The sequence below is a fragment of the Acinetobacter sp. YH12058 genome, from assembly GCF_013419805.1.
Taxonomy (GTDB): domain Bacteria; phylum Pseudomonadota; class Gammaproteobacteria; order Pseudomonadales; family Moraxellaceae; genus Acinetobacter; species Acinetobacter towneri.
Map to the genome: position 1 here is coordinate 132,995 of NZ_VOZL01000004.1, position 22,749 is coordinate 155,743.

At 42.0% G+C, this 22,749-nt stretch carries 19 protein-coding genes; 10 read left to right on the forward strand and 9 right to left on the reverse strand.

Translation table 11 applies throughout. The annotated features are described in order from the left end of the window. The first annotated feature begins 127 nt into the window (after positions 1-127). Positions 128-934, forward strand: coding sequence for a tetratricopeptide repeat protein (locus FTU09_RS04485; protein WP_026438287.1), 807 nt, complete (start codon positions 128-130; stop codon positions 932-934). A gap of 103 nt (positions 935-1,037) precedes the next feature. Here FTU09_RS04485 and FTU09_RS04490 read toward each other — a convergent pair whose 3' ends face one another. Then, entirely contained in the window at positions 1,038-1,970 is a 933-nt protein-coding gene (locus tag FTU09_RS04490; protein ID WP_180059919.1) for an AEC family transporter, read from the reverse strand. A 124-nt stretch (positions 1,971-2,094) separates the two neighbouring features. Further along, entirely contained in the window at positions 2,095-3,231 is a 1,137-nt protein-coding gene (locus FTU09_RS04495; RefSeq protein WP_167845804.1) for an NADH:flavin oxidoreductase/NADH oxidase, read from the reverse strand. A 288-nt stretch (positions 3,232-3,519) separates the two neighbouring features. Here FTU09_RS04495 and mutM point away from each other — a divergent pair, with 288 nt between their 5' ends. Further along, positions 3,520-4,380 (forward strand): bifunctional DNA-formamidopyrimidine glycosylase/DNA-(apurinic or apyrimidinic site) lyase, encoded by an 861-nt coding sequence (gene mutM / locus FTU09_RS04500; RefSeq protein ID WP_004972419.1) that lies wholly within the window; start codon positions 3,520-3,522, stop codon positions 4,378-4,380. Then, the gene (locus FTU09_RS04505) at positions 4,377-4,655 is read left to right on the forward strand and encodes a peptidylprolyl isomerase (RefSeq protein ID WP_096901561.1); all 279 of its coding nucleotides are present in this window, start codon (positions 4,377-4,379) and stop codon (positions 4,653-4,655) included. Before mutM ends, FTU09_RS04505 begins: the two co-directional genes overlap by 4 nt. A 91-nt stretch (positions 4,656-4,746) precedes the next feature. Here FTU09_RS04505 and mscL read toward each other — a convergent pair whose 3' ends face one another. Together mscL and typA are read right to left on the reverse strand one after the other, a co-directional pair. Continuing rightward, a complete protein-coding gene (gene mscL / locus FTU09_RS04510) occupies positions 4,747-5,181 on the reverse strand; it encodes a large conductance mechanosensitive channel protein MscL (protein WP_004972423.1) in 435 nt (144 codons plus the stop codon). A 199-nt stretch (positions 5,182-5,380) separates the two neighbouring features. Further along, on the reverse strand, positions 5,381-7,219 hold the full coding sequence (gene typA, locus FTU09_RS04515) for a translational GTPase TypA (RefSeq protein WP_180043559.1): 1,839 nt from the start codon (positions 7,217-7,219) through the stop codon (positions 5,381-5,383). 172 nt (positions 7,220-7,391) lie between these two features. On the opposite strand from typA, the gene FTU09_RS04520 reads away from it, so the two are divergent. The 3 genes from FTU09_RS04520 (at position 7,392) to FTU09_RS04530 (ending at position 11,325) form a co-directional block, all read left to right on the forward strand. Further along, the gene (locus FTU09_RS04520) at positions 7,392-8,762 is read left to right on the forward strand and encodes a uracil-xanthine permease family protein (protein ID WP_179996300.1); all 1,371 of its coding nucleotides are present in this window, start codon (positions 7,392-7,394) and stop codon (positions 8,760-8,762) included. A gap of 65 nt (positions 8,763-8,827) precedes the next feature. Next, positions 8,828-9,865 carry a methyltransferase gene (locus tag FTU09_RS04525; RefSeq protein WP_179996301.1) on the forward strand — a complete coding sequence of 346 codons (1,038 nt, stop codon included), beginning with the start codon at positions 8,828-8,830 and terminating at the stop codon, positions 9,863-9,865. Then, the gene (locus FTU09_RS04530) at positions 9,862-11,325 is read left to right on the forward strand and encodes an amino acid permease (RefSeq protein ID WP_180079622.1); all 1,464 of its coding nucleotides are present in this window, start codon (positions 9,862-9,864) and stop codon (positions 11,323-11,325) included. Before FTU09_RS04525 ends, FTU09_RS04530 begins: the two co-directional genes overlap by 4 nt. A gap of 503 nt (positions 11,326-11,828) precedes the next feature. On the opposite strand, the gene omp38 is transcribed toward FTU09_RS04530, so the two are convergent. Continuing rightward, positions 11,829-12,944, reverse strand: a complete 1,116-nt coding sequence (gene omp38 / locus FTU09_RS04535) for an outer membrane protein Omp38 (RefSeq protein WP_180079624.1) — start codon at positions 12,942-12,944, stop codon at positions 11,829-11,831. Positions 12,945-13,318: 374 nt separating this feature from the next. Between omp38 and FTU09_RS04540 the strand changes: the two genes are divergently transcribed. Together FTU09_RS04540 and FTU09_RS04545 are read left to right on the forward strand one after the other, a co-directional pair. After that, positions 13,319-13,837, forward strand: a complete 519-nt coding sequence (locus FTU09_RS04540) for a GspH/FimT family pseudopilin (protein WP_180079626.1) — start codon at positions 13,319-13,321, stop codon at positions 13,835-13,837. Between the two features lie 128 nt (positions 13,838-13,965). Further along, positions 13,966-15,141, forward strand: a complete 1,176-nt coding sequence (locus FTU09_RS04545; RefSeq protein ID WP_180079628.1) for a thiolase family protein — start codon at positions 13,966-13,968, stop codon at positions 15,139-15,141. A 132-nt stretch (positions 15,142-15,273) separates the two neighbouring features. On the opposite strand, the gene FTU09_RS04550 is transcribed toward FTU09_RS04545, so the two are convergent. The 4 genes from FTU09_RS04550 to FTU09_RS04565 all read right to left on the reverse strand — a co-directional run bounded on the left by FTU09_RS04550 (position 15,274) and on the right by FTU09_RS04565 (position 20,088). Beyond that, a complete protein-coding gene (locus FTU09_RS04550) occupies positions 15,274-16,260 on the reverse strand; it encodes a diaminopimelate dehydrogenase (protein WP_180079630.1) in 987 nt (328 codons plus the stop codon). A 307-nt stretch (positions 16,261-16,567) separates the two neighbouring features. Then, complete coding sequence (locus FTU09_RS04555; RefSeq protein WP_004972443.1) at positions 16,568-17,053, reverse strand: DUF934 domain-containing protein; 486 nt, start codon at positions 17,051-17,053, stop codon at positions 16,568-16,570. Then, positions 17,046-18,689, reverse strand: coding sequence for a nitrite/sulfite reductase (locus tag FTU09_RS04560; RefSeq protein ID WP_096901566.1), 1,644 nt, complete (start codon positions 18,687-18,689; stop codon positions 17,046-17,048). The genes FTU09_RS04555 and FTU09_RS04560 overlap by 8 nt, the downstream gene beginning before the upstream one ends. A gap of 238 nt (positions 18,690-18,927) precedes the next feature. Further along, positions 18,928-20,088 carry a CaiB/BaiF CoA-transferase family protein gene (locus FTU09_RS04565; RefSeq protein WP_180079632.1) on the reverse strand — a complete coding sequence of 387 codons (1,161 nt, stop codon included), beginning with the start codon at positions 20,086-20,088 and terminating at the stop codon, positions 18,928-18,930. 209 nt (positions 20,089-20,297) lie between these two features. Between FTU09_RS04565 and FTU09_RS04570 the strand changes: the two genes are divergently transcribed. Together FTU09_RS04570 and FTU09_RS04575 are read left to right on the forward strand one after the other, a co-directional pair. Then, positions 20,298-21,308, forward strand: a complete 1,011-nt coding sequence (locus tag FTU09_RS04570; protein ID WP_004972448.1) for an AraC family transcriptional regulator — start codon at positions 20,298-20,300, stop codon at positions 21,306-21,308. Between the two features lie 229 nt (positions 21,309-21,537). Next, on the forward strand, positions 21,538-22,743 hold the full coding sequence (locus FTU09_RS04575; RefSeq protein ID WP_096901568.1) for an acetyl-CoA C-acetyltransferase: 1,206 nt from the start codon (positions 21,538-21,540) through the stop codon (positions 22,741-22,743). Positions 22,744-22,749 lie beyond the last annotated feature (6 nt).

Consider the following 22,749-nt stretch of genomic DNA (forward strand, 5'->3'; position numbering starts at 1 on the left):
AAAGCATTCGTACACATTTTTTATATTTACATTCACACTTTTCAACTTATGATGAATGCACCACTGTAAAAACAAAACGCACATCAACGGAATGATGTGTAAAAGAGAACAAGGTACAACTCAAATGATGAAAAAACTACTCATTGCGGGTGCAATCGCCCTATCTAGCAGCATCAGTATGGCAAATAGTAACATTCCAACCGATCCTGCTTTTGCCAAAATTGAACAATTAATGCAAGCCAACAAGGTTAAAGATGCCTATCAGGAATTAGAAAAGCTTGCCAAAACAGGCAATGCGCAAGCCATGTATAACTTAGGCTATTTGACACAAACTGGACAAGGCACAGCAAAAAATGAAAAGAAAGCCATTCAGTTGTATGAGCAATCTGCCCAAAAAGGCTACCCTGTTGCGAGTTATGTTTTAGGCAAAAACTATCTTACTGGCGCACTGGGTTTAAAACAGGATGCTGCTAAAGCCAAACAATATTTACAGACGGCATCCAATCAGGGTTTTAATGATGCCACAGTCGATTTAGCCGTTTTATATTTCTCGGAAAATACGGCAGCATCTGACCAAAAAGGTTTAAAACTATTACAACCTTTAATTGCCAAAGATCATTATCAAGCCATACATGCAAAAGCCTTGTACGAAATTAGCACAGGCTTTAAAAACAAAGATGAAGCACCAATTAAGCAAGGGCTGCAAAGCATTCAAAACTTGGCGCAAAAGGGTTATATTCCTGCACTCATGGCAGTGGGCAATATGTTTGTGAATGGCAATATCGTGCCGCAAAACTTGCCTGAAGCGAAAAAGATTTTTGCCTCACTGGCACAGGAAAATGTAGCGCAAGCCAAAGAATCATTGGCTGTGGTTGAAAAAATGATGGCAGATCAAGCCAAAGCTTCCAACAAGGCAACCGCTAAGAAAAGTTAAGATAGTTTCTTTATAAAGGCTATTAATCAGAGAAATTTTAAAAAAAGTCTGTATCAGCATGGTACAGACTTTTTTTTATGATTTGAGCACTTCGATACCGTTGCTATAAATACTTACCCGATTGTGTCAATAAAATCGCCACCATCACAAAACCAAAAACTGTACTCAACACCAAGGGGGCTAAGGCTTTTTCATGTAAACCATAGTGCTGCCCGAAAATACCAAAGGCAATTGGCATTGGTAAAGCCGCAAGCAAAGTCCCGACAAATAGCATTTCTCGGTTCACATCTAATGCCCATAAAATTCCAAAAATCGTGAGTGGCATCAGCAATACTTTGAATGCAACCAAAACAATACTTTGCAAATTCACCGACTTGATTTGCATGCCGACCAAACTTCCACCAATCACAAATAAAGCCAAAGGTGAAGCAGTTTTGCCCAACATTTCCAGCACTTGTGCAATAGCTTGCGGCAGTTTGAAATTCAACAATACGCACAGCATACCCAATAAAATAGATAAAATTACTGGATTTTTCAGTAAGCGCTGCACAGTTTCGGCATACACCTGCCAACCTGATTTCGCTGAAGATTGTAGCCCTCGTTCTGCCAAAATCAGCATCAATGCCACAATAATTAAATTTTCGACAATTAAAGTTAAAGACAAATAAATTGCCGATTGACTGCCAATCAACAAAGTCAAAATAGCAGTGCCAATAAACCCTGTATTTGACATTGATGCACCCATTGCCAAGACACTGGCATGGGTTAAGTTTGAATTAAAATAATGCCGATACAGTAAAAAGGCAAAGATAAACAGCAGAATAGAACCGCCACCGTAACCTAAAAAATAAGCGGGATGCCAGATTTCTGACAAACTTTTACTGGCCAATGCCTGCAATAGAAATGCAGGCAACGCCACTTTCATGACAAATTGACCTAGAAACTGAATTGCATTAGATTCTATAAACTGGCTTTTTACGGTGAAATATCCCAAAAGCACGACGGCGCAAATGGGAAATAAAATACTCAGTAACACCCTGACATCCTTTTTCAGTGTTGCCCATATTTCTGCATGGTTTTACTGATTTACCTTACACCGAATCCTCCAATAAAGCACGGCAAAATAGTTTAAGTTTCACTTATTTTAAGCAGATAAAATATTAGGATTCCACTTCCGTATCTGTTGATTTAAACGGCGCAAATAAAGTACGGAACCCATGCGGCTGACATCGTAAATATTGCGGGGCAATTTCAATTTTTTCGCCCAATTCTGCCGCAGCATGCCATGGCCAACGTGGGTCATATAAAATGGCACGTGCTATCGCAATTGCATCGGCCTGTTCATATTGCAAAATACCTTCTGCCTGCATCGCTTCGGTAATCAAACCCACCGCAATTACAGGAATTTTTACAGCTTGCTTAATGGCATGTGCAAATGGTGTTTGATAACCCGCATGTAAATCAATTTTTTGATCGACATGCAAACCACCGCTCGACACGTGAATATAAGCCGCACCTAAATGCTCCAGTGCTTTTGCCAAACCTACTGAAGATTCCACATTCCAACCCTCTGCATCATCCATCCAGTCTGTTGCAGAAATTCGCACCCCAATTGGATAGCCTTGTGGAACAGCATTTTGAATCGCTTGAAATACTTCCAATGTAAGGCGAATCCGATTTTCCAAACTGCCGCCATATTCATCTTGGCGGTGATTAGACAATGGCGACATAAATTGATGCAATAAATAGCCATGTGCGGCATGAATTTCGATTAAGTCAAAACCTGCATCCACCGCTCGTACTGCGGCGCTGGCAAAGTCTGCAATGACCTGTTGAATTTCATCTTGCGTTAAAGCATGCGGTGGATGTTCGTGCGATTGAAATGGCAACTCACTGGCCGATACCGTCTGCCAACCATGTTCTTCATTCGGTGCAAACTGTCCTATGCCCTGCCACGGTTTATCGGTTGAAGCTTTACGACCCGCATGTGCCAACTGCACAGCAAATGGCATAGGCGATATACTTTTGACTTTATGCAATAGTGCTTTCATCTGCGCACGCTGCATGTCATTCCATAAGCCTAAATCTGCATAACTAATACGTCCTGCTGCCTGCACTGCCGTGGCTTCTACAATACACATCCCTGCGCCCGACAAGGCATAATTGGCCCATTGCTGCTCATGCCAATAGCTCAATTCACCTTGTTCATTGGCAGAATATTGACACATCGGGGCGATAACAATTTTGTTGGCAAGTTGCAGTGATCCAAATTGAATCGGCTGAAAAAGTAATGTCACGCTGCAAGCCCTCATACAGTGCGATTCACCAAAAGCGAATCATTAAATAAAAAAGAAGTAATCACTCAGAATCTGCCATCTGTTTTAGATGGTTTTTCTATAATAGATGTTTAAAAATGATTTATTTATAACGTGTTGTATGGTTTTTGCAAAGCCTGCTTTTGTTTTACACAGAATAATTTTGCGACAGCACACTATGGCTTGTATTCTATGGATAATGCCCAATATTAAGCGCATTACTGTATGTCCTTGCCTGCTTAATTTCTAAAAGCGGATTGAATTTGTACCATGCCAGAATTACCAGAAGTTGAAACTACCAAAACTAGTCTATTGCCGCTACTTGATCAAAAAGTCCTGAATGTAGAAGTACGTCAAGCCAATTTACGCTGGCCCATTCCAGAAAACCTACATAAACTCACAGGACAAAAATTACTGCAATTGACCCGCAGATCCAAATACATTCTGGCGCAATTTGAACAGGACAGCATGTTGTGGCATTTAGGCATGTCGGGCAGTTTTCGTCTTTGCGATGCGCAGGAAGATTTACGCAAACACGACCATTTGATTATTCAGTTTGAAGATATACAATTGCGCTACCACGACCCACGTCGCTTTGGCTGTATTTTATGGCTAAATGAAAGCTCTCAACGCAAACTGATAGATCCACTTGGCCCTGAGCCGTTGAGTGATGCCTTTAACCCCGACTATCTTGCACAGAAGCTCAAAAACAAAAATGTTGGCATCAAAGTTGCAATTATGGATAACCATGTCGTGGTGGGTGTGGGCAATATTTATGCCACGGAAAGTCTGTTTAATTTAGGTATTCACCCTGCACAACCTGCATCATCACTCAGTTTGAAACAGATTGAAAAACTAGTGCTCGAAATCAAACGCATTTTAAAACAAGCGATTGATTTAGGCGGTTCGACCTTACGTGATTACAGCAATGCGATGGGCGAAAATGGCTATTTCCAACAAACCTTGTTGGCGTATGGACGTGCAGGTGAAATGTGTGTGAACTGTGAAACCACACTAGAAAATTTAAAACTGGGCCAACGTGCCTCGGTATTTTGTCCTGAATGTCAGCCTTTGAAAAAAGTACTCACTTCGACTAAAGCTGCAACAAGCAAACGAGGTAAAAAAGTATGAGAACCGCTATTGTGCGTCATATTTTAGTGAAAGATAAAGAAACCTGTGAACAACTGAAAAAGCGGATTCAATCAGGTGCTGATTTTGCCAAAATTGCCAAACAATTTTCGACCTGCTCTTCAGGAAAAAAAGGTGGGGAATTGGGTGAGGTCAAAAAAGGACAATTGGTACCCGTCATTGATAAATTAGTGTTTACCGCAGCAGAACGCGTACTACACGGCCCTGTAAAAAGTCAGTTTGGTTTTCATTTGGTAGAAGTAAAGTTTCGGATGTAATTTTTATGCCTTCAGCGCCTCTCCATCCTAGAGAATAGGGTGCAAACAAACGGCGCATAAAGCGCCGTTTGTTTTGATTGCGTATTAAAAATTATTGACGTTTTTTCAATTCATCACGAATTTCACGTAGCAACGCGATATCTTCTGGCGTTGCTGCTGGTTCTGGCGCTGCTTCTTCTTGTTTACGGCGCATACGATTAATCATTTTCACCATTAAGAACACCACCCATGCCAAAATAATGAAGTTAATTAAAATCGTAAGGAAGTTACCATAGGTCAGGACATTTACACCTGCTTTGGTTAACTCATCTAAAGACTGTAAATTGTTTGGGTTATCGCCCAAAACAAAGAACTTTTGTGTGAAATCCACACCACCGCCAGTGATCACAGTAATCAATGGCATGATGATATCTTTCACTAATGAGTCAACAATTTTACCAAATGCCCCACCAATAATCACACCGACAGCCAAGTCGATCATGTTACCTTTTACCGCAAATTCGCGGAACTCTTGAATAATACTCATTTAAATCTCCAGTTTTTTTGACTTTAATTTATGTGACGAAGTATACATTAATTTTATAGCTTCATTTCCACGTAATTTACTCGGAAATCATCTGATTTTATATATTGGTTTGCTAATTTTAAACAAAAAATGCCATCAATAAATTGATGGCATTTTTAAATTTTGCTGCCCCGCATGAGGACAACATCATTTTTAAAACTTATTTACCAGAACGGTTACGTTTACGTTCGTTTTCAGTCAACCAGCGTTTACGGATACGGATTGACTTAGGTGTTACTTCAACTAATTCATCATCTTCAATAAATTCAAGCGCTTGTTCAAGCGTGAATTCAATTGCAGGTACCAATGTCAACGCATCATCAGTACCAGAAGCACGTACGTTAGTTAACTGTTTCGCTTTAGTTGGGTTAACTGTCATGTCGTCTGAACGAGAGTTAATCCCTACGATCATACCTTCGTAAACTTCTAACTGAGGTTTAGCAAATAGACGACCACGGTCCTGCAATGTGAACAATGCATAGCCAAGGCAAGTACCTTGAACCATAGAAATCAACACACCGTTTTGACGTTTCGCAACTTGACCTGCTTTCATTGGGCCATAGTGTGAGAAGCTTGACGTCATGATACCCGTACCAGAAGTCATGGTCATGAATTCAGAACGGAAACCAATTAAACCACGTGAAGGCACAGTGGCTTCAATACGGATACGACCTTTACCGTCTACTTCCATATTGGTCATCTCACCTTTACGGTTACCCATTTGTTCCATCACAGCGCCTTGGTGCTGTTCTTCTACGTCAAAAGTCACGTTTTCGTATGGTTCTTGCATTTCGCCATCAATCTCTTTCAAGATGACTTGCGGACGAGATACACCCATTTCGAAGCCTTCACGGCGCATGTTTTCAATCAATACAGAAAGGTGAAGCTCACCACGACCAGATACTTTGAAACGGTCTGGACTGTCAGTATCTTCTACACGAAGTGCAACGTTATGAATCAATTCACGGTCAAGACGTTCACGGATGTTACGTGAAGTCACGAATTTACCTTCTTTACCTGCAAACGGTGAGTTGTTGACTTGGAATGTCATCGATACCGTTGGTTCGTCTACAGAAAGCGGCGGTAAAGCTTCTACATTTTTCGGATCACAAATCGTGTCAGAAATATGTAATTCGTCCATGCCTGTTACACAAACGATGTCACCTGCAGATGCAGATTCGATGTCGATACGCTCTAAACCGTGGTAACCCATGATTTTTAAGATACGACCGTTACGTGTTTTGCCTTCTTGGTCAATCACGGTTACAGGTGTATTCAATTTCACAGAACCACGTTGAATACGACCCACACCAATCACACCCACGAAACTATTATAGTCAAGTGAAGAGACTTGCATTTGGAATGGACCATCAACATCAACTGCTGGTGGCTCAACGATATCTACAATTGTTTGGAACAACGGTGTCATATCTTCCGCTAATTCGTCTGGCGCAGGACCAGCAACACCACGTAAGCCTGATGCATATACGATTGGGAAGTCTAATTGGTCATCGGTTGCACCCAAGTTATCAAACAAGTCAAATACTTGATCAATAACCCAGTCTGGACGCGCGTTTGGCTTGTCTACTTTGTTGATGATCACGATTGGCTTCAAACCGCGTGAGAACGCTTTTTGCGTTACGAAACGTGTTTGTGGCATTGGACCTTCTTGTGAGTCAACCAAAAGAAGTACGCAATCCACCATCGACATTACACGTTCAACTTCGCCACCGAAGTCGGCGTGTCCCGGGGTGTCCACAATGTTAATGCGGTATTCAGTATCAGTACGTTTGTCTAACCATTTGATTGCAGTGTTTTTTGCAAGAATGGTAATACCACGTTCACTTTCAATAGCGCCTGAATCCATGACACGCTCAATCTCGCCCGCTCGTTCACCGAGTGCGCCCGATTGTTGTAAAAGTTTATCCACAAGAGTTGTTTTTCCGTGGTCAACGTGCGCAATAATTGCGATGTTGCGGAGAGTTTTAATATCAGACATTTAAATTCAATACGCTATAAATTTGAGGGCAAATTATACAGAAAAATACTAAAGTTTTATAGTGACACTTTATTGACACACACAATTTTTTTTGATGAGTGGCGTGCTTTGGGTTTTGTAAAGCTGTGTAACTCGATTAGAATAGCGCCACTTTTGCAATTTTTTATGACTCATGTCTGATTTAAACCACTCTCCCCACCCAAAAGACCAGCTCGATTTGGTCTATGGTCTGAATGACCGTCCAAAACCATTCATCGCTTTTTTAGCAGCTTTTCAGCATTTACTGGCAATTATTGTTCCAATTGTCACACCAGGTCTCTTAATTTGCTTGGCTTTAGGTGTTTCCAAACAAGATACCAACATGATCTTGTCAATGTCTTTGGTCATTTCAGGCATTGCAACCTTTTTACAATGTAAAAAAGTCGGCCCTTTTGGTGCAGGTTTGCTCATTGTGCAAGGCACCAGTTTTAACTTTATTGGCCCAATCATTGGTATTGGCTCTGCTATGGTCGCCGCAGGCACACCTGTTGAATCGGTCATGGCGGCAATTTTTGGCGTGGTCATTGCAGGTTCGTTTATTGAAATGGGCGTATCGCAAATTTTACCGTGGGTCAAAAAGCTGATTACCCCATTGGTCACTGGTATTGTGGTACTTCTCATTGGTTTGACCTTAATTAAAGAAGGTTTAATCAGTATGGGCGGTGGCTACCAAGCCATGAGCAATAATACCTTTGCCAATACCGACAACCTGATTATGTCGTGTACCGTCTTGGCAATTATTATTATTTTGAACCGCATCAATATCACGTGGATTAAAAGCTCTGCCATTTTAATTGCCTTGGTGATTGGTTATGCAATGGCAGGCATGATGGGTCATCTCGACTTTTCAGGTCTGAAAGATGCCCCTCTGGTACAAGTGCCGACTCCGATGCATTTTGGACTGGATTTCTCTTGGAGCTTATTCATTCCATTGGCATTTATTTATTTGGTGACGTCATTAGAAGCCATTGGTGATATTACCGCGACCTCTAAACTCTCCAATCAACCTGTCGATGGCCCACAATGGATGCAACGCATTAAAGGCGGTGTATTGGTAAATGGCGCTAACTCATTCTTGGCAGGGATTTTCAACACATTCCCAAGTTCGGTATTTGCCCAAAACAATGGCGTGATTCAACTTACAGGTGTTGCTAGCCGTTATGTCGGTATCTGGATTGCTGCCCTGCTCATCATTTTAGGTTTACTTCCTACAGTCGCGGGTGTGATTCAGGCTGTGCCTCAAGCCGTACTAGGTGGTGCTGTGATGGTGATGTTTGGTGCCGTTGCCGCTTCGGGAATCAATATTCTTTCAGGTGTCGCTTTAGATCGTCGTGCCTTACTGATTATTGCAATTTCATTGGGCTTAGGCTTAGGTGTTGCACAAGTGCCACAAATTCTGGAACACTTACCTGAATTATTCCGTAATATTTTCAGTTCAGGCGTTGCAACAGGCGGTATTGCAGCACTCATTTTAAATATTGTGCTTCCTGAAACTAAAAAGTAATTGCATGTCCAAAAAACACTGTCTGAGCTGAACTTGGGCAGTGTTTTTCTATTGGAGAGAGAACCATGAACCCCCAAAGCGAAGTTTTACTCAGACAATATGACTATTTGTCTGGTCGCGTTCTACTGATCAATGCCCCGACCGATCAACTCCTCGCAGAATTGGGTGACTCAATCCAAGCTTCTGTTTGGACATGGAATTTTAACGACTATCAATACTTTCAAAATCAACAGGCGCAAGTGCATTTTGGTGCAGAATCGCCTGCAGGTGAATTTGATCAGGCTGTTATTTTTGTGCCGAAATCCAAGGAACTGCTCAATTACCTGATTCACACCATTGCCGCACAACTCCCACAAGGCAGCAGCGTATTTTTAGTCGGTGAAAAGAAAGCAGGAATTGAACGGGCTGCAAAGCAATTACAACCTTATGGCAAAACACTCAAACTAGATAGCGCCCGCCACTGCCAACTATGGCAGCTGATTTTAGACTGCAAGGTTCAAACTAAAGCCTTAGCAGATTGGGCGCAAAACTATACAGTTGCTACACCTAAAGGCGATTTACAGATTTGTGCCTTGCCGGGTGTATTTAGCCAAAAACACTTGGATGTTGGCACGGCTGTATTATTGCCTTATTTGAATCAGGTTACTGCTGGAAAAATTGCAGATTTTGGCTGTGGCGCGGGTGTGATCAGTGCTTACTTAGCCAAACTTAACCCTGAAAATCGTATTTTTGCTTTAGATGTCGATGCCTTTGCTTTAGCGTCAACGCAAATGACGTTTGAAAAAAATCAGCTCAATCCACAACAGCTTGAAATTAAAGCCGTGACAGGCATTGAGGATGCACCGCTATTTTTGCATGCCATCGTGAGTAACCCCCCGTTCCACCAAGGCATTCACACACATTACGATGCCAGTGAAAATCTGTGTAAAACCTCACGTCGTCACCTGAAATCGGGTGGTGAACTTTGGATTGTGGCCAATCGCTTTTTGAATTATCCACTCTTAATTGAACAAAGTTTCGGTCAATGCACAATCAAGGCAGATCAACAAGGCTTTAAAGTGCTGTTTGCCAGCACGCAGAAAAATACAAAGGAAGTAGGATGAGCGACTCACACAACAGTAGAAAACTGCAGCGTAAGCTCGGTGCGCGTCATTTAAACATGATCGCCATTGGTGGCTCAATTGGTACAGGTTTATTCCTTGCTTCAGGTGCGACCATTGCCAATGCAGGTCCTGGTGGCGCCTTGCTTGCGTATGCCCTCATTGGTGTGATGATTTATTTCTTGATGACCAGTTTAGGGGAACTTGCCACCCACAATCCAACCTCTGGGGCTTTCTTTACCTATGGCAGTAAATATGTCGAAGGTGGTTTCGGTTTTGCGCTAGGCTGGAACTATTGGTACAACTGGGCCATTACGGTTGCATTTGAATTAGTAGCGGTGCAATTCATCATGAAATTTTGGTTTCCTGATATTCCTGGCTTTTACTGGAGTGCATTATTTTTAGCGGTGGTTTTCGCAATTAACGCATTAACCGTCAAAGGTTTTGGGGAATCTGAGTTTTTCTTCTCACTGGTCAAAGTCCTTGCAATTGTAGTGTTCATCATTATTGGTCTATTCATGATTATCAAAATCATGCTGACTCCAGATGTTGCTACTTTTGCCAATTGGAGCAAAGGCGAAGCTCCATTTGTAGGTGGATTATCCGCCTTAATTGGGGTAGCAATGATTGCAGGATTCTCATTTCAGGGTACAGAAATGGTGGGGGTTGCTGCGGGTGAATCTAAAAATCCGAAGAAAACAATTCCGATTGCAATTAAACAAATCTTCTGGCGTATTTTGTTGTTTTATATCGTGTGTATTTTCATTATTGGTACCTTAATCGCCTATGATGACCCACGTTTACTTCAAGCAGCCGCTACCGATAACATTGCACTCTCTCCGTTTACTTTACTGTATGAACAGGCAGGCTTTGCCTTTGCCGCAAGTGTCATGAATGCAGTAATTTTAACTGCGATTCTTTCTGCTGGTAACTCGGGTATGTATTCATCGACCCGTATGCTATTTGATATGGCACGTAAAGGCAGTGCACCAAAAGCTTTTGCCCGCTTGGATGCTCGTGGCGTCCCAATGAATGCACTGTATGCCACAACAGCAATCGCTGCACTATGTTTTTTAACAACATTTATTGGTGAAAAACAAGTATTTAACTGGCTTCTGAATATGTCAGGCATGTGTGGCTTTATCGTTTGGCTCGGAATTGCTGTATCGCATTACCGCTTCCGTAAAGGCTATTTGGCACAAGGCTACAAACTTGAAGATTTAGATTACCGCGCCAAATTCTTTCCTTTTGCGCCATGGTTTGCCTTTATTTTATGTGCGATTGTTGTATTAGGGCAAAACTACCAAGCAGTGCTTGAAGGTGAATGGCTCGCTGTTTTATCGACTTATATTGGTATTCTTTTGTTCTTGGTCATTTGGTTAGGCTATAAATGGAAACACAGAACCAAACTGATTGCATATCAGGATATGGATGTGAAACCACTACACCCTGATCATGACTAAAAAAGTTCTTCTTCAGTTTCACTACATTTAAGAAGCTAAGGTTCAAAAAAACAGCCAACATTTGGCTGTTTTTTTATGGCGTAAATTTAAGACAAATTCTATTTTTAAAATATTTTTGTAATCAATATTACGGCGAGAGATCACGCCACAAACTGCTCAATGTTGATTTTATAGTCGCTAAACAACGACTTGATTGGCTGATGGACAACCAGTCCATGTATCTTGTTTCAAAATTTGATCTGGGGCACCGCTTTGGAGTTTTTAAATGAATTGACGATAAACTTGATATAAAAATTCGGCTTAGTTTACGAGTCAACAAACCGAAATATTAAGCACCGTCAGCCTCTACCTTATTTACTCATTATTCTAAAAATCATACTTTTACAATATTTTTTAAACGTATTGAATGTAAATCATTTCAGGCACTTTCTAATCCAGTCACCTCATAAAAGAGAAGCATAAAAAAACGACTCCGAAGAGTCGTTTTTTCAACTTAACTCAAATTATTGAGCTTGTTGTTCAACAGTCACTGTACGGCTGCCAGTGATCGTCGCGAATACACGACGGTTCATAGCACGACCTTCTTTAGTGTTGTTGTCAGCAATCGGTTGATCCCAAGCGAAACCTTGAGTAGACAAACGAGCTGGATCTACATTGTATTCATTTACAAGTGAAGATTTAACAGAGTTCGCACGAGCTAAAGATAAACGTTCGTTCAATGCACGTGGACCAGTGTTGTCAGTGTGACCTTCGATGCGAGCAGTAGCGTTTGGATATTCAACTAACTTCTCAGCAACTTTAGCGATTTCTGGCTTGTACTGATCTTTGATGTTTGATTTGTTCGTATCAAAGAACACACGAAGTTCCATGTTCAAGTCTTCAGTCAACTCTTGTGGAGCTGGAGCTACAGGAGCTACAGGCTCAACTGGAGCAACTTCTACAACAGGAGCAGCTGGTTTCAAGTGACCGCCAAGAACGACGTTAAGACCAGCAAGTGCTGTATAGTTCCAGAACTGTTCGTCGAAGTGGTAAGTACCACGTGCTTCAGTACGTAGAGACAGAGCATCGTTTAAGCGCCAGAATGCACCTACACCCGCATTTGCCAGTGTACCTTCTTCAGTGTTACCACGGTCACGATTATTCGCACCATTTACGTTGCTACGGTCAACACCAGAGAATTTAGTTTTGTAATGACCAGCACCACCCAGTACGTATGGCTTGATTTTGCTGTCATAGTTTTGAGTAATCAAGTCAGAAGTAACATAGAAGTTACCGTTGATTTGAGTTGATTTGTACTCTGCACCTGGCTCAACTAAGCTATTCGCTTGACCAAAACCATGTGAACCATTCATTTGGCTTACGTCGCCTTTCACTTGGTTATATTCAGCTTCGAAACCTAACCATGGAGTTAATTCAACACCAATCGCAGCACCAACGAACAAGTCGTCTTTCATTTCGCCTTGACCAAGTTTTGAAGATAACAACTGTGATTGACCATTATTGTGTTTAGTGTCTTGCCAAGTATAACCCAGCATTAATGGAGTAACAGTTACGCCCGCGTTTGCAGCAGCTAAAGGAGCAGCTACGAGCATTGCTAATGCAATACGACTCATTTTCATGGATTTATCCTCCAGAGATAACAATTGTTGTTCAAGCTCAAGCCCGTAATTAGGCCATCCTGAGATAGGCTTTTTATTACCCCAGTATTATTCTTAAGCTATTCACATGGCATCATACAAACACTTTATTATTTTTCCAAGTGCTTGATTAATTTAATCAAGTAAATTATTGACAAAATTACTTACAATTTCCGTTGTAATTCGGTAACTTTCTACTCAATTTTTTATTGTGAATAGCTTATCTTTCCTGCGCTTTATTTTAACAGCTTTCTCGAAAGTTGTTTAATATTTATTATACAGCAGATAAAACGCTATAAAACAACGAATTACTCAAATTAATCATAAAAAAACATAACAATAACAGGTATAGACTTATGTCGAATATAAGCAAAAATGGCTTCACGCTGTTTGAATTGATCGTCACGTTAGCGATTAGTGCGATTTTAATCATGGTTGCCCTGCCCTATTTTCATCAGCTGATGGCACAACAAGAACTCAAACGAATTCAGTACTCATTGCTGTCTAGCCTAAAAATAGCACGCTCCCATGCCCTCACCCACCACAGCAATGTGGTGATTTGTCCTACGCAAAACTTTGTTCAATGTAGCAAGCAAAACTGGAATACTGGATTTTTGATCTTTATGGATCGCAATCGAAACCGCCAAATTGATGAAAATGAATACATTATTTATACAGAAAAAACTGCACTCAAATATGGAAATTTAGATTGGCGTGGCACCTTAAACATCCCTAGTGTGACTTTTAATGCACAACAAGGACTCCCAATCGGTTCAAATGGCAGCTTTTTCTATTGTTCATCCACGGTATCGAATCACCGTTTGGTACTGAATAAAATGGGCATCACTCGAACAGAATTTACTTCAGAATGTTAACTTAGTAGTCTAAAGTTCGGTACTCGCTGTCACTTTATTCTCATGATTTTTTGCCTATACTGCTGAGGCAAGGTATCGCATACCCATACATCAGCATAACAATGCACAGAACAATTTGGAGAATATAAATGACTGATATCGTGATTGTGAATGGCGCTCGTACTGCCATGGGTGGTTTTCAGGGCAGTTTAGCCACACTGACTGCACCTGAGCTGGGTGCAGCAAGTATTCAAGCCGCAATTCAACGCGCAGGTCTGCAACCCACAGATATCGAAGAAGTCATTATGGGCTGTGTTTTGCCTGCTGGCTTAAAGCAAGGCCCTGCTCGTCAGGCGATGCGTCAAGCAGGCTTACCAGATTCTACAGGTGCGGTCACCATCAACAAACTCTGTGGTTCTGGTATGAAAGCTGTCATGCAAGCAGCCGATGCAATCAAAGCAGGTTCTGCCTCAATCATTGTCGCTGGTGGTATGGAGTCAATGAGTAATGCACCTTATGTACTGACCAAAGCACGTGCGGGTTACCGCATGGGACACGGTGATGTGAAAGATCACATGTTCTTAGATGGCTTAGAAGATGCAGAAACAGGGCGTTTAATGGGCTCATTCGCACAAGATATGGCCAATAGCAAAGGCTATACCCGTGAACAAATGGATGATTTTGCGATTCGCTCTCTTAAACGTGCGCAAACTGCCGTAAATGAAGGCTATTTTGCCGATGAAATTGTGCCTGTACATGTTTCAACACGTAAAGGTGATGTGGTTGTCGATAAAGACGAACAACCATTTAATGCCAATATTGAAAAAATTCCAACTCTTCGTCCAGCTTTTGCCAAAGATGGCACGATTACCGCAGCCAATGCCAGCTCAATTTCAGATGGTGCTTCAGCCTTAGTCCTAACGTCTGCAGAAAATGCAGCAAATAAAGGTTTACAACCATTAGCAAAAATTGTGGCTTATGCCACCAATTCACAACATCCATCAGAATTCACTATTGCCCCTGTTGCTGCAATTCAAAAAGTATTGGATAAAGCGGGTTGGCAAGTTGCAGATGTAGATTTATGGGAAATCAATGAAGCTTTTGCTATGGTCACCATGTGCCCAATAGATGAATTCAAGCTTGATCCTGAAAAAGTGAATATCAATGGTGGTGCATGTGCGCTTGGACATCCTGTGGGTTCTACAGGTTCACGTATTATCCTGACTTTAATTCATGCGCTTAAACGTACAGGTGGCAAACGTGGCGTGGCCGCTCTCTGTATTGGCGGTGGTGAAGCAACTGCAGTCGCGATTGAATTGCTTTAATGCATTGCCCCCCTATTCCGTAAAGCGGAATTAGGGCAGATGGGATACAGTCACTCCCTAACTCCTCTTTTAAATTCAAAAAGCAAAAAGACGAATCATTGATTCGTCTTTTTGCTTGTAGCTTTAAAAAGTTTAGAGCAATTCTGCACGCAACTGTTCAGGCGATTTCATTGACAATAAACCTGGCGCAACATCATAAGCAGTTTTTGCACCATATTGCTGCATTTGGTTTAAACGATAGCAAGCACGTGCATAAGCCACCAAAATACTCGCGGTAAACTCAGGATTGCTGTCTAACTTCAATGAGAATTCAAGCACTTGTTTTTGTTCATCGCTGGTATTACCACTGCGAATGACAAAACCACCATGTGGCATGCGTTGGTGATCTTTGGCTAAAGTCGCTTCATCAATGAAATTTACGGTTGTGTTGTAGTCAGCGAAATAATCTGGCATGGTCACAATCGCTTGCTCTACCGCAGCAGCATCGGCACCTTCTGCAAGTACGACATAACATTCACGAGTATGTTTATCTTTGGTGCTTAATACAGGACGCGCACCGCTACGCACTTGTTCAATGGCATCATTCGATGGAATGGTATATTGCACACCTGCTTTTACACCATCAACACGACGAATGGCATCTGAGTGACCCTGACTTAAACCTTTACCCCAAAAAGTATAGGTTTCACCATCAGGTAACAGCGCTTCACCAAATAAACGATTAATCGAGAACATGCCTGGATCCCAACCAATTGAGATGAGTGCAGTTTTCTTGTTCGCTGTCGCAGGTGCATCTACAGATGCATAATATTCAGGAATACGTGCATGCGTATCGAAACTATCGACAATATTAAATTGGCTCGCCAGTACTGGACCTTGTTGTGGCAAGTCGTCTTTTGAACCACCACATAAAATCAGCACATCAATTTTGTCTTGAAAATCTGACAATGAATCCATGTGCAACACTGCTGTTTCAGCAAAACATGGTGAAACGCTTTCAGGCGCACGACGGGTAAAAATACCCACCAATTGTAAATCTGGGTTTTTATGAATCGCCGTTTCAACACCACGACCTAAGTTGCCATAACCAGCAATACCAATACGGATAGAATTTTGCATAAAGACAAATCACTTCATCATGAAAAAATTGAAAAATAAATCAGAGGATAATCACATCAAATTATCGTCTTGATTGATTTTTGATAATGTAAAAATAACGCCTACATAAGACTGCGATGCTACATCAGCGTGCTTATACTACAGCACTTTGCGGTAAATTAAATCATTAAGAAGTGCGATAAAACAAGCCGTTTGATCATTTTAAGGCAAACAAAAAGCCTGCACATGGCAGGCTGTTTGTAAATGTGTGAACCGCGATATTTCGATAAAATCTATCTACATTTCGATGAAATCCATCATCAATATATTACGCACCTGTTTGATAATTTGGTTTTGGCACTGCGGTAGAAGCTTGATAAGGATGGGTAAAGTCCGCCAAACCTGCTGCAGCTTCTTGCACATCTTTACCTTCTTTAATCACGAAAGTATCGAAACCTGCACGTTTCATATAATTTAAGACGTCTTTAAAGACATCACCGACTGCGCGAAGTTCACCCTGAAAGCCTTGACGGCGTAACAATGCCGCAAAAGAATAACCACGGCCATCGTTAAAACCTGAAAATTCAATAAAAATTGCATCCAGTTCTGCCAATGGAAATTCATGGTTTTCAGGCGAAGCATCTACCGTTAAATATAGGGCTTTTTTACCTGAAATTTGTGCCAACTGATCAAGCTGTTCAACGCTGAGCACCACATCACCTTGCGGTAATGCTGCATCTTCAGCAATCACTTGATAAGTATTGTCTGCAATCGTGCCATCTTTTGCGAGCACAGGTAGTGCAGTATTAAGCATAAGCGCGCTCCTTAAATGGTTGAATGCCGACACGGCGATAAGTGTCGATGAAGTCTTCACCTTCACTACGCAAATCTAAGTAGGTATTTAAAATTTCTTCCACCACATCAGGAATCACTTCAGCAGCAAAAGATGGCCCTAAAATATCACCGATTGACGCATCATGGTCTGCATGCCCGCCCAAAGTGATTTGGTAGAATTCCGCGCCTTTTTTATCGACACCTAAAATCCCGATATTACCAACGTGGTGATGACCACAAGCGTTCATACAACCTGAAATATTTAAATCCAGTTTGCCAAGATTATAAATGGTATCCAAATCATCAAAACGGCGTGAAATGGCTTCTGAAATTGGAATAGATTTGGCATTGGCAAGTGAACAGAAATCACCACCCGGACAGCAAATAATATCGGTAATAAAGCCAATATGCGCGCGCGCCAAGTTATTGGCATCGAGCACTTGCCACAATGCAAACAGGTCTTTTTGTGGCACATCTACCAAAGCAATATTTTGCTCATGCGTGGTACGCAACTCACCAAAGGTATATTGATCGGCTAAATCTGCAATCAGATTCATTTCTTCTGTCGTCATGTCACCCGGTGCAACACCTGCACGTTTCAATGAAATGGTGACAATACGATAGCCTTGTACTTTGTGCGCATTGGTGTTGATGTTGAACCATTGCTTGAATTTTGGATACTGCGCAAACAGCTCGCTAAAATCTTCATCGGCATAGTTTTGATAAGCAAATGGCGTGAAGTTTTTATCCATTTTTTGCAAAGTTTCTGCATCAATTTTTAAGGTTTTCACCGTATGTGCAAATTCAGCTTCAACTTTTTCTGCAAATACTGCTGGAGTTAAGGCTTTTACCAAAATTTTGATACGTGCTTTATATTTATTGTCGCGACGACCATGCAAGTTATAAACACGTAAAATAGCTTCTAAGTAAGCAATCAAATCTTCACGTGGCAAGAACTCACGAATAAAGCTACCGATAATTGGAGTACGACCTAAGCCGCCACCAACTTTAATTTTATAGCCAATTTCGCCTGCTTCATTTTTAACAATATAGACGCCAATGTCATGAAATGCAGTCGCAGCACGGTCAATTTCTTCCAGTGCAGACACCGCAATTTTGAATTTACGTGGCAAGAAGGCAAATTCAGGGTGGAAAGTCGACCACTGACGAATTAATTCACAGGTTGGACGTGGGTCAGCAATTTCGCCCGCCACGACACCTGCATACTGGTCTGTGGTGGTATTACGAATACAGTTACCCGAAGTCTGAATTGCGTGCATTTGTACGGTTGCAAGCTCTGCCAGCATGTCAGGCACATTTTCCAGTGCAGGCCAGTTAAACTGAATATTTTGACGTGTTGATACGTGCGCATAGCCACGGTCATAGTCTTTGGCAAGCTGCGCAACTTTACGCAATTGCTTAGAGTTCATCAGACCGTAAGGCACCGCAATACGCAACATTGGCGCATAGCGTTGTACATACAAACCATTTTGCAGACGCAATGGACGATATTCATCCTCAGTCAATTTGCCTGCTAAATAACGTTCCGTTTGGTCGCGGAACTGTGCAACACGTTCATTAATCAGTTGCTGATCGAAATCAGTATATAAATACATGGCGTACAGCTAGTCATTTCTATTATCACGGCTGACAGCATAGCGAGATTCAATCTATCAACAAAATGTGTTTTTTACATATTTCTTAGCGGTTTTATTGATAAGCCATGGCAACATCACAACCAGTAAGCCTTTGCCAAAATTTATAGACTTTTTATAGAGCTATCACAAAATAATGCAAGCTTTAGCATTTTTTCTGCTAAAGCATCTATTCGATCTTTTTATTGATTACCTATGCTTATGACTTGGCTTTATCTTCATCCTGATTTTTAGTCTGAGATGACCACTGCCCTGCGCCCAAAGCCTGCCCGATATAATCGTAACGCATTTGAGAACGTGAAAATTTAATTGGACACGCCAACTGAGTTTCAGTTTTTTCGGCATTCTGCTGAATAGGAACTTCTACTGTCCAACCGCGTTGCTGTGCCAAAGGTGAATGTAAGGCTTCATCTAAAGTGAATACAGGTTCAACGCAGACATCATATTGCGCGAATACCTGCTGCCATGTGGCAAAACTTTGTGTTTTAATTTTATCTTGAATAGCGTGTTTGACTTGCAAGCGCTCTTGCGGATCTAAAGATGCCCCTTTTTCCAAAAGTATCGGTAAGTTTAAAATCTGTGCCAAACCCTGCATAAACTGCGGCTCTAAACTACCGACTGAAAGATAACGGCCATCTGCTGTTTCATAATAGTCATAATAGGTGCCACCATTTAAGTAAGATTGCTCAGCATATTGAGGAACCTGTGCCGCCAAAACCGCTGAAGCGGCCATATTGTTTAAAGTCGCAGTGCAATCGGTCATCGAAATATCAATATACTGCCCTAAACCACTGCGCTGACGTTCTATCACTGCACTTAAAATCGCCACCAAAGCATGCAATGATCCACCTGCTACATCGGCCACTTGAATCCCGAGCGGTGGCGGCCCACCCGCTTGCCGTCCACTATGCCCCGCAATGCCAGACAAGGCTAAATAGTTGATGTCATGTCCTGCCCTTTGTTGATAATCGCCTGTTTGTCCATAACCTGTGATGGAACAATAGATCAGTCGCGGATTAATTTTTGCCAAGCTGGCATAGTCCAGCCCTAAACGCTGCATCACGCCTGGTCTAAACTGTTCCAATACAATATCGAATTCGGCAATTTTATCGTGAATAAGCTGAATACTTTCGGGGGATTTTAAATCCAAAGTAATTGACTGTTTATTCCGATTCAAATAACTGTGCGAAGTCGCTTGTCCATTGGCATAGGGCGGAAATAAACGAATTAAGTCAGGACGGGTTGCCGATTCAATATGAATCACCTCTGCACCCATATCCGCCAAATACAAACTGGCAAAAGGGCCGGGCAATAAGGTAGAAAAATCTAAAACTTTTAAACCGCTCAGTGCATGTGTCATTGTTGTGATTACTCGATTTTTACTGATTTTCCGTTCATCTTATAAACAGCAAAACTGTAACACAATGTCATGTTCAGCCATTTACCTTGATCATTTCGGCAATTTATTATGTAAAATAAGTAAAATTGGTATTGTAAATTGCCAATTTCAATTTTTAGCGTCATTTAGGTCAAGCTTACGTGAATACAAAAGAGACTGAAGGATTTAACATGAGCAGAGATACCATTAGTATCCATTTTGTAAATGCAGCGCTCACGGGTGTTAAGCGACTCGGCATGGATGTCGAAACCTTATTATCTCATGTCGGTATTGAGGCAGAACTTCTGCGCCAACCGAAAGCACGTATTTCACCTGAACAATATACTCGCTTTATTAAAATGTTGTGGATGGTAACCCAAGACGAACACGTGGGTTTTGATTCTCAGCCACGTCGTTTGGGTACATTCGCGATCATGTGCCAATTGGTAATTCACGCCAAAACACTGGGCGATGCCTTAGAACTCTCTTCGCAATTCTACAAACTGTTTGGTGATGATTGGTCGGTTACCTTAGAACGTGATAAACACGAAGCACGTTTGGTACCATCTATTCCACAAGCTATGGATCCTGATCACTTTATTACTGAAAGTATGTTGATGATTTGGCACGGCTTGGCATCTTGGCTGATTGAACGTCGCCTGCCTTTGGAGCGCGTACATTTTGGCTATCCACGTCCTGCACATGCAGATGAATACGATGCGCTGTTCTTTGCGCCTGTCATGCAATTTGACATGCCACGCACCGAAATTACCTTTGCTGCCGACTACTTGGATTTACCAATTCGTCAAACCCAAGAAACCTTAGACGAATTCTTAAAAACCGCGCCTGCGCAATTGTTGGTGAAATTCAAAAACACCAATTCTTTAACTTCGCGTATTCGTGACGTGTTAAAGAGCCAAATTGGCGAAGAAATGCCAACCTTGAACGATGTTGCATCCATGCTGTACCTATCGCCACAAACCTTGCGTCGTCGTTTGGCTGCAGAAGGTAAAAGCTATCAAGGGGTAAAAGATGCATTACGCCGTGATGCCGCGATTCACCTATTGCTGAATCCTGAACTTACCCTTGAAGATGTGGCACAACAAGTTGGCTTTAGCGAAACCAGTACTTTCCACCGTGCTTTCAAAAAGTGGACTGGCGTCACACCTGGTTTATACCGTCAGTTGCACGGTTATCATTAATTTAGAATCGACAATTCACAATAACTCGTAATTCCAATCGATTGCCCTTGCACACCGCAAGGGCTTTTTTTATCGCTCTATTATAGTTTCAATCTTTCTGCCAAATTACTGCGTCATCCGAATTAGCAAAAAACCTCACTGACCTGTACCGTTCTCGTCATTGCACTTCAAAATTTTCAGATTACACTCAAAAGCAATCATAAAGAAAACTATCGACAAGGGATTGATTATGAGCGAGGCCTACATCATTGATGCTATTCGCACTCCGCGCGGCAAAGGAAAAAAAGATGGCGCATTACACGAAGTTAAACCCATTCGCCTACTCACAACCTTATTGAATGAATTGCAACAACGACACAACCTAGACACCTCACAAGTAGACGATATTGTTTTGGGTTGTGTCACACCAATTGGCGATCAGGGTGCAGATATTGCCAAAACCGCAGCGATTGCCGCAGGTTGGGACAATGATGTTGCTGGGGTACAAATCAACCGCTTTTGTGCCTCAGGTTTAGAAGCCGTGAACCTCGCAGCGCAAAAAGTTCGTTCGGGTTGGGAAGATTTAATCGTTGCAGGTGGTGTGGAATCTATGTCACGCGTGGCAATGGGTTCCGATGGTGGTGCTTGGGCATTCGACCCTGAAACCAATATGGCTTGTGACTTTATTCCACAAGGTATTGGCGCTGACTTAATTGCCACACTCGATGGCTATAGCCGTACAGAAGTCGATCAATTTGCAGCAGCATCACAGCACAAAGCCGCAGCAGCACAAGCACAGGGACATTTCGAGCGCTCGATTGTACCTGTCAAAGATCAGGCAGGTGTGGTGATTTTGGCACAAGATGAATTTATCAAACCACAGACCACGGCTGAAAGCTTGGCACAGCTCAAGCCGAGTTTTGCCAATATGGGACAAATGGGTTTTGATGCGATTGCCCTGCAAAAATATCCTGAAGCAGGACAAGTCAATCATGTGCATCATGCAGGCAATTCATCAGGTATTGTTGATGGCGCGGCATTGGTCTTGATTGCATCGGAACAAGCGGTACAACAACACAACTTAAAACCACGCGCCAAAGTGCTTGCTACCGCACTGGTTGGCACAGACCCTGCCATTATGCTCACAGGACCCGCGCCTGCAGCACGCAAAGCCTTAGCCAAAGCAGGACTGAACATTGAAGATATTGATCTGTTTGAAGTCAATGAAGCCTTTGCAGCCGTGGTTCTGCGTTTTATTACAGAACTTCAGGTTGATCCCGCCAAAGTCAATGTGAATGGTGGTGCTATTGCCTTGGGTCATCCACTTGGCGCTACAGGTGCCATGATTTTAGGCACCTTACTGGACGAGCTAGAACGACAAGATAAAAAACGCGGCATGGCTACATTATGTGTAGGCGGTGGGATGGGAATTGCCACCATTATTGAGCGAGTATAAGGAGTA

What these genes read in the sequence shown, in the direction of transcription:
- FTU09_RS04485 (WP_026438287.1), top strand. Translation starts at nt 128, where the DNA reads ATGAAAAAACTACTCATTGCGGGTGCAATCGCCCTATCTAGCAGCATC.
- mutM (WP_004972419.1), top strand. Translation starts at nt 3,520, where the DNA reads ATGCCAGAATTACCAGAAGTTGAAACTACCAAAACTAGTCTATTGCCG.
- FTU09_RS04505 (WP_096901561.1), top strand. Translation starts at nt 4,377, where the DNA reads ATGAGAACCGCTATTGTGCGTCATATTTTAGTGAAAGATAAAGAAACC.
- mscL (WP_004972423.1), bottom strand. Translation starts at nt 5,181, where the DNA reads ATGAGTATTATTCAAGAGTTCCGCGAATTTGCGGTAAAAGGTAACATG.
- typA (WP_180043559.1), bottom strand. Translation starts at nt 7,219, where the DNA reads ATGTCTGATATTAAAACTCTCCGCAACATCGCAATTATTGCGCACGTT.
- FTU09_RS04520 (WP_179996300.1), top strand. Translation starts at nt 7,392, where the DNA reads ATGTCTGATTTAAACCACTCTCCCCACCCAAAAGACCAGCTCGATTTG.
- FTU09_RS04525 (WP_179996301.1), top strand. Translation starts at nt 8,828, where the DNA reads ATGAACCCCCAAAGCGAAGTTTTACTCAGACAATATGACTATTTGTCT.
- FTU09_RS04530 (WP_180079622.1), top strand. Translation starts at nt 9,862, where the DNA reads ATGAGCGACTCACACAACAGTAGAAAACTGCAGCGTAAGCTCGGTGCG.
- omp38 (WP_180079624.1), bottom strand. Translation starts at nt 12,944, where the DNA reads ATGAAAATGAGTCGTATTGCATTAGCAATGCTCGTAGCTGCTCCTTTA.
- FTU09_RS04540 (WP_180079626.1), top strand. Translation starts at nt 13,319, where the DNA reads ATGTCGAATATAAGCAAAAATGGCTTCACGCTGTTTGAATTGATCGTC.
- FTU09_RS04545 (WP_180079628.1), top strand. Translation starts at nt 13,966, where the DNA reads ATGACTGATATCGTGATTGTGAATGGCGCTCGTACTGCCATGGGTGGT.
- FTU09_RS04550 (WP_180079630.1), bottom strand. Translation starts at nt 16,260, where the DNA reads ATGCAAAATTCTATCCGTATTGGTATTGCTGGTTATGGCAACTTAGGT.
- FTU09_RS04555 (WP_004972443.1), bottom strand. Translation starts at nt 17,053, where the DNA reads ATGCTTAATACTGCACTACCTGTGCTCGCAAAAGATGGCACGATTGCA.
- FTU09_RS04560 (WP_096901566.1), bottom strand. Translation starts at nt 18,689, where the DNA reads ATGTATTTATATACTGATTTCGATCAGCAACTGATTAATGAACGTGTT.
- FTU09_RS04565 (WP_180079632.1), bottom strand. Translation starts at nt 20,088, where the DNA reads ATGACACATGCACTGAGCGGTTTAAAAGTTTTAGATTTTTCTACCTTA.
- FTU09_RS04570 (WP_004972448.1), top strand. Translation starts at nt 20,298, where the DNA reads ATGAGCAGAGATACCATTAGTATCCATTTTGTAAATGCAGCGCTCACG.
- FTU09_RS04575 (WP_096901568.1), top strand. Translation starts at nt 21,538, where the DNA reads ATGAGCGAGGCCTACATCATTGATGCTATTCGCACTCCGCGCGGCAAA.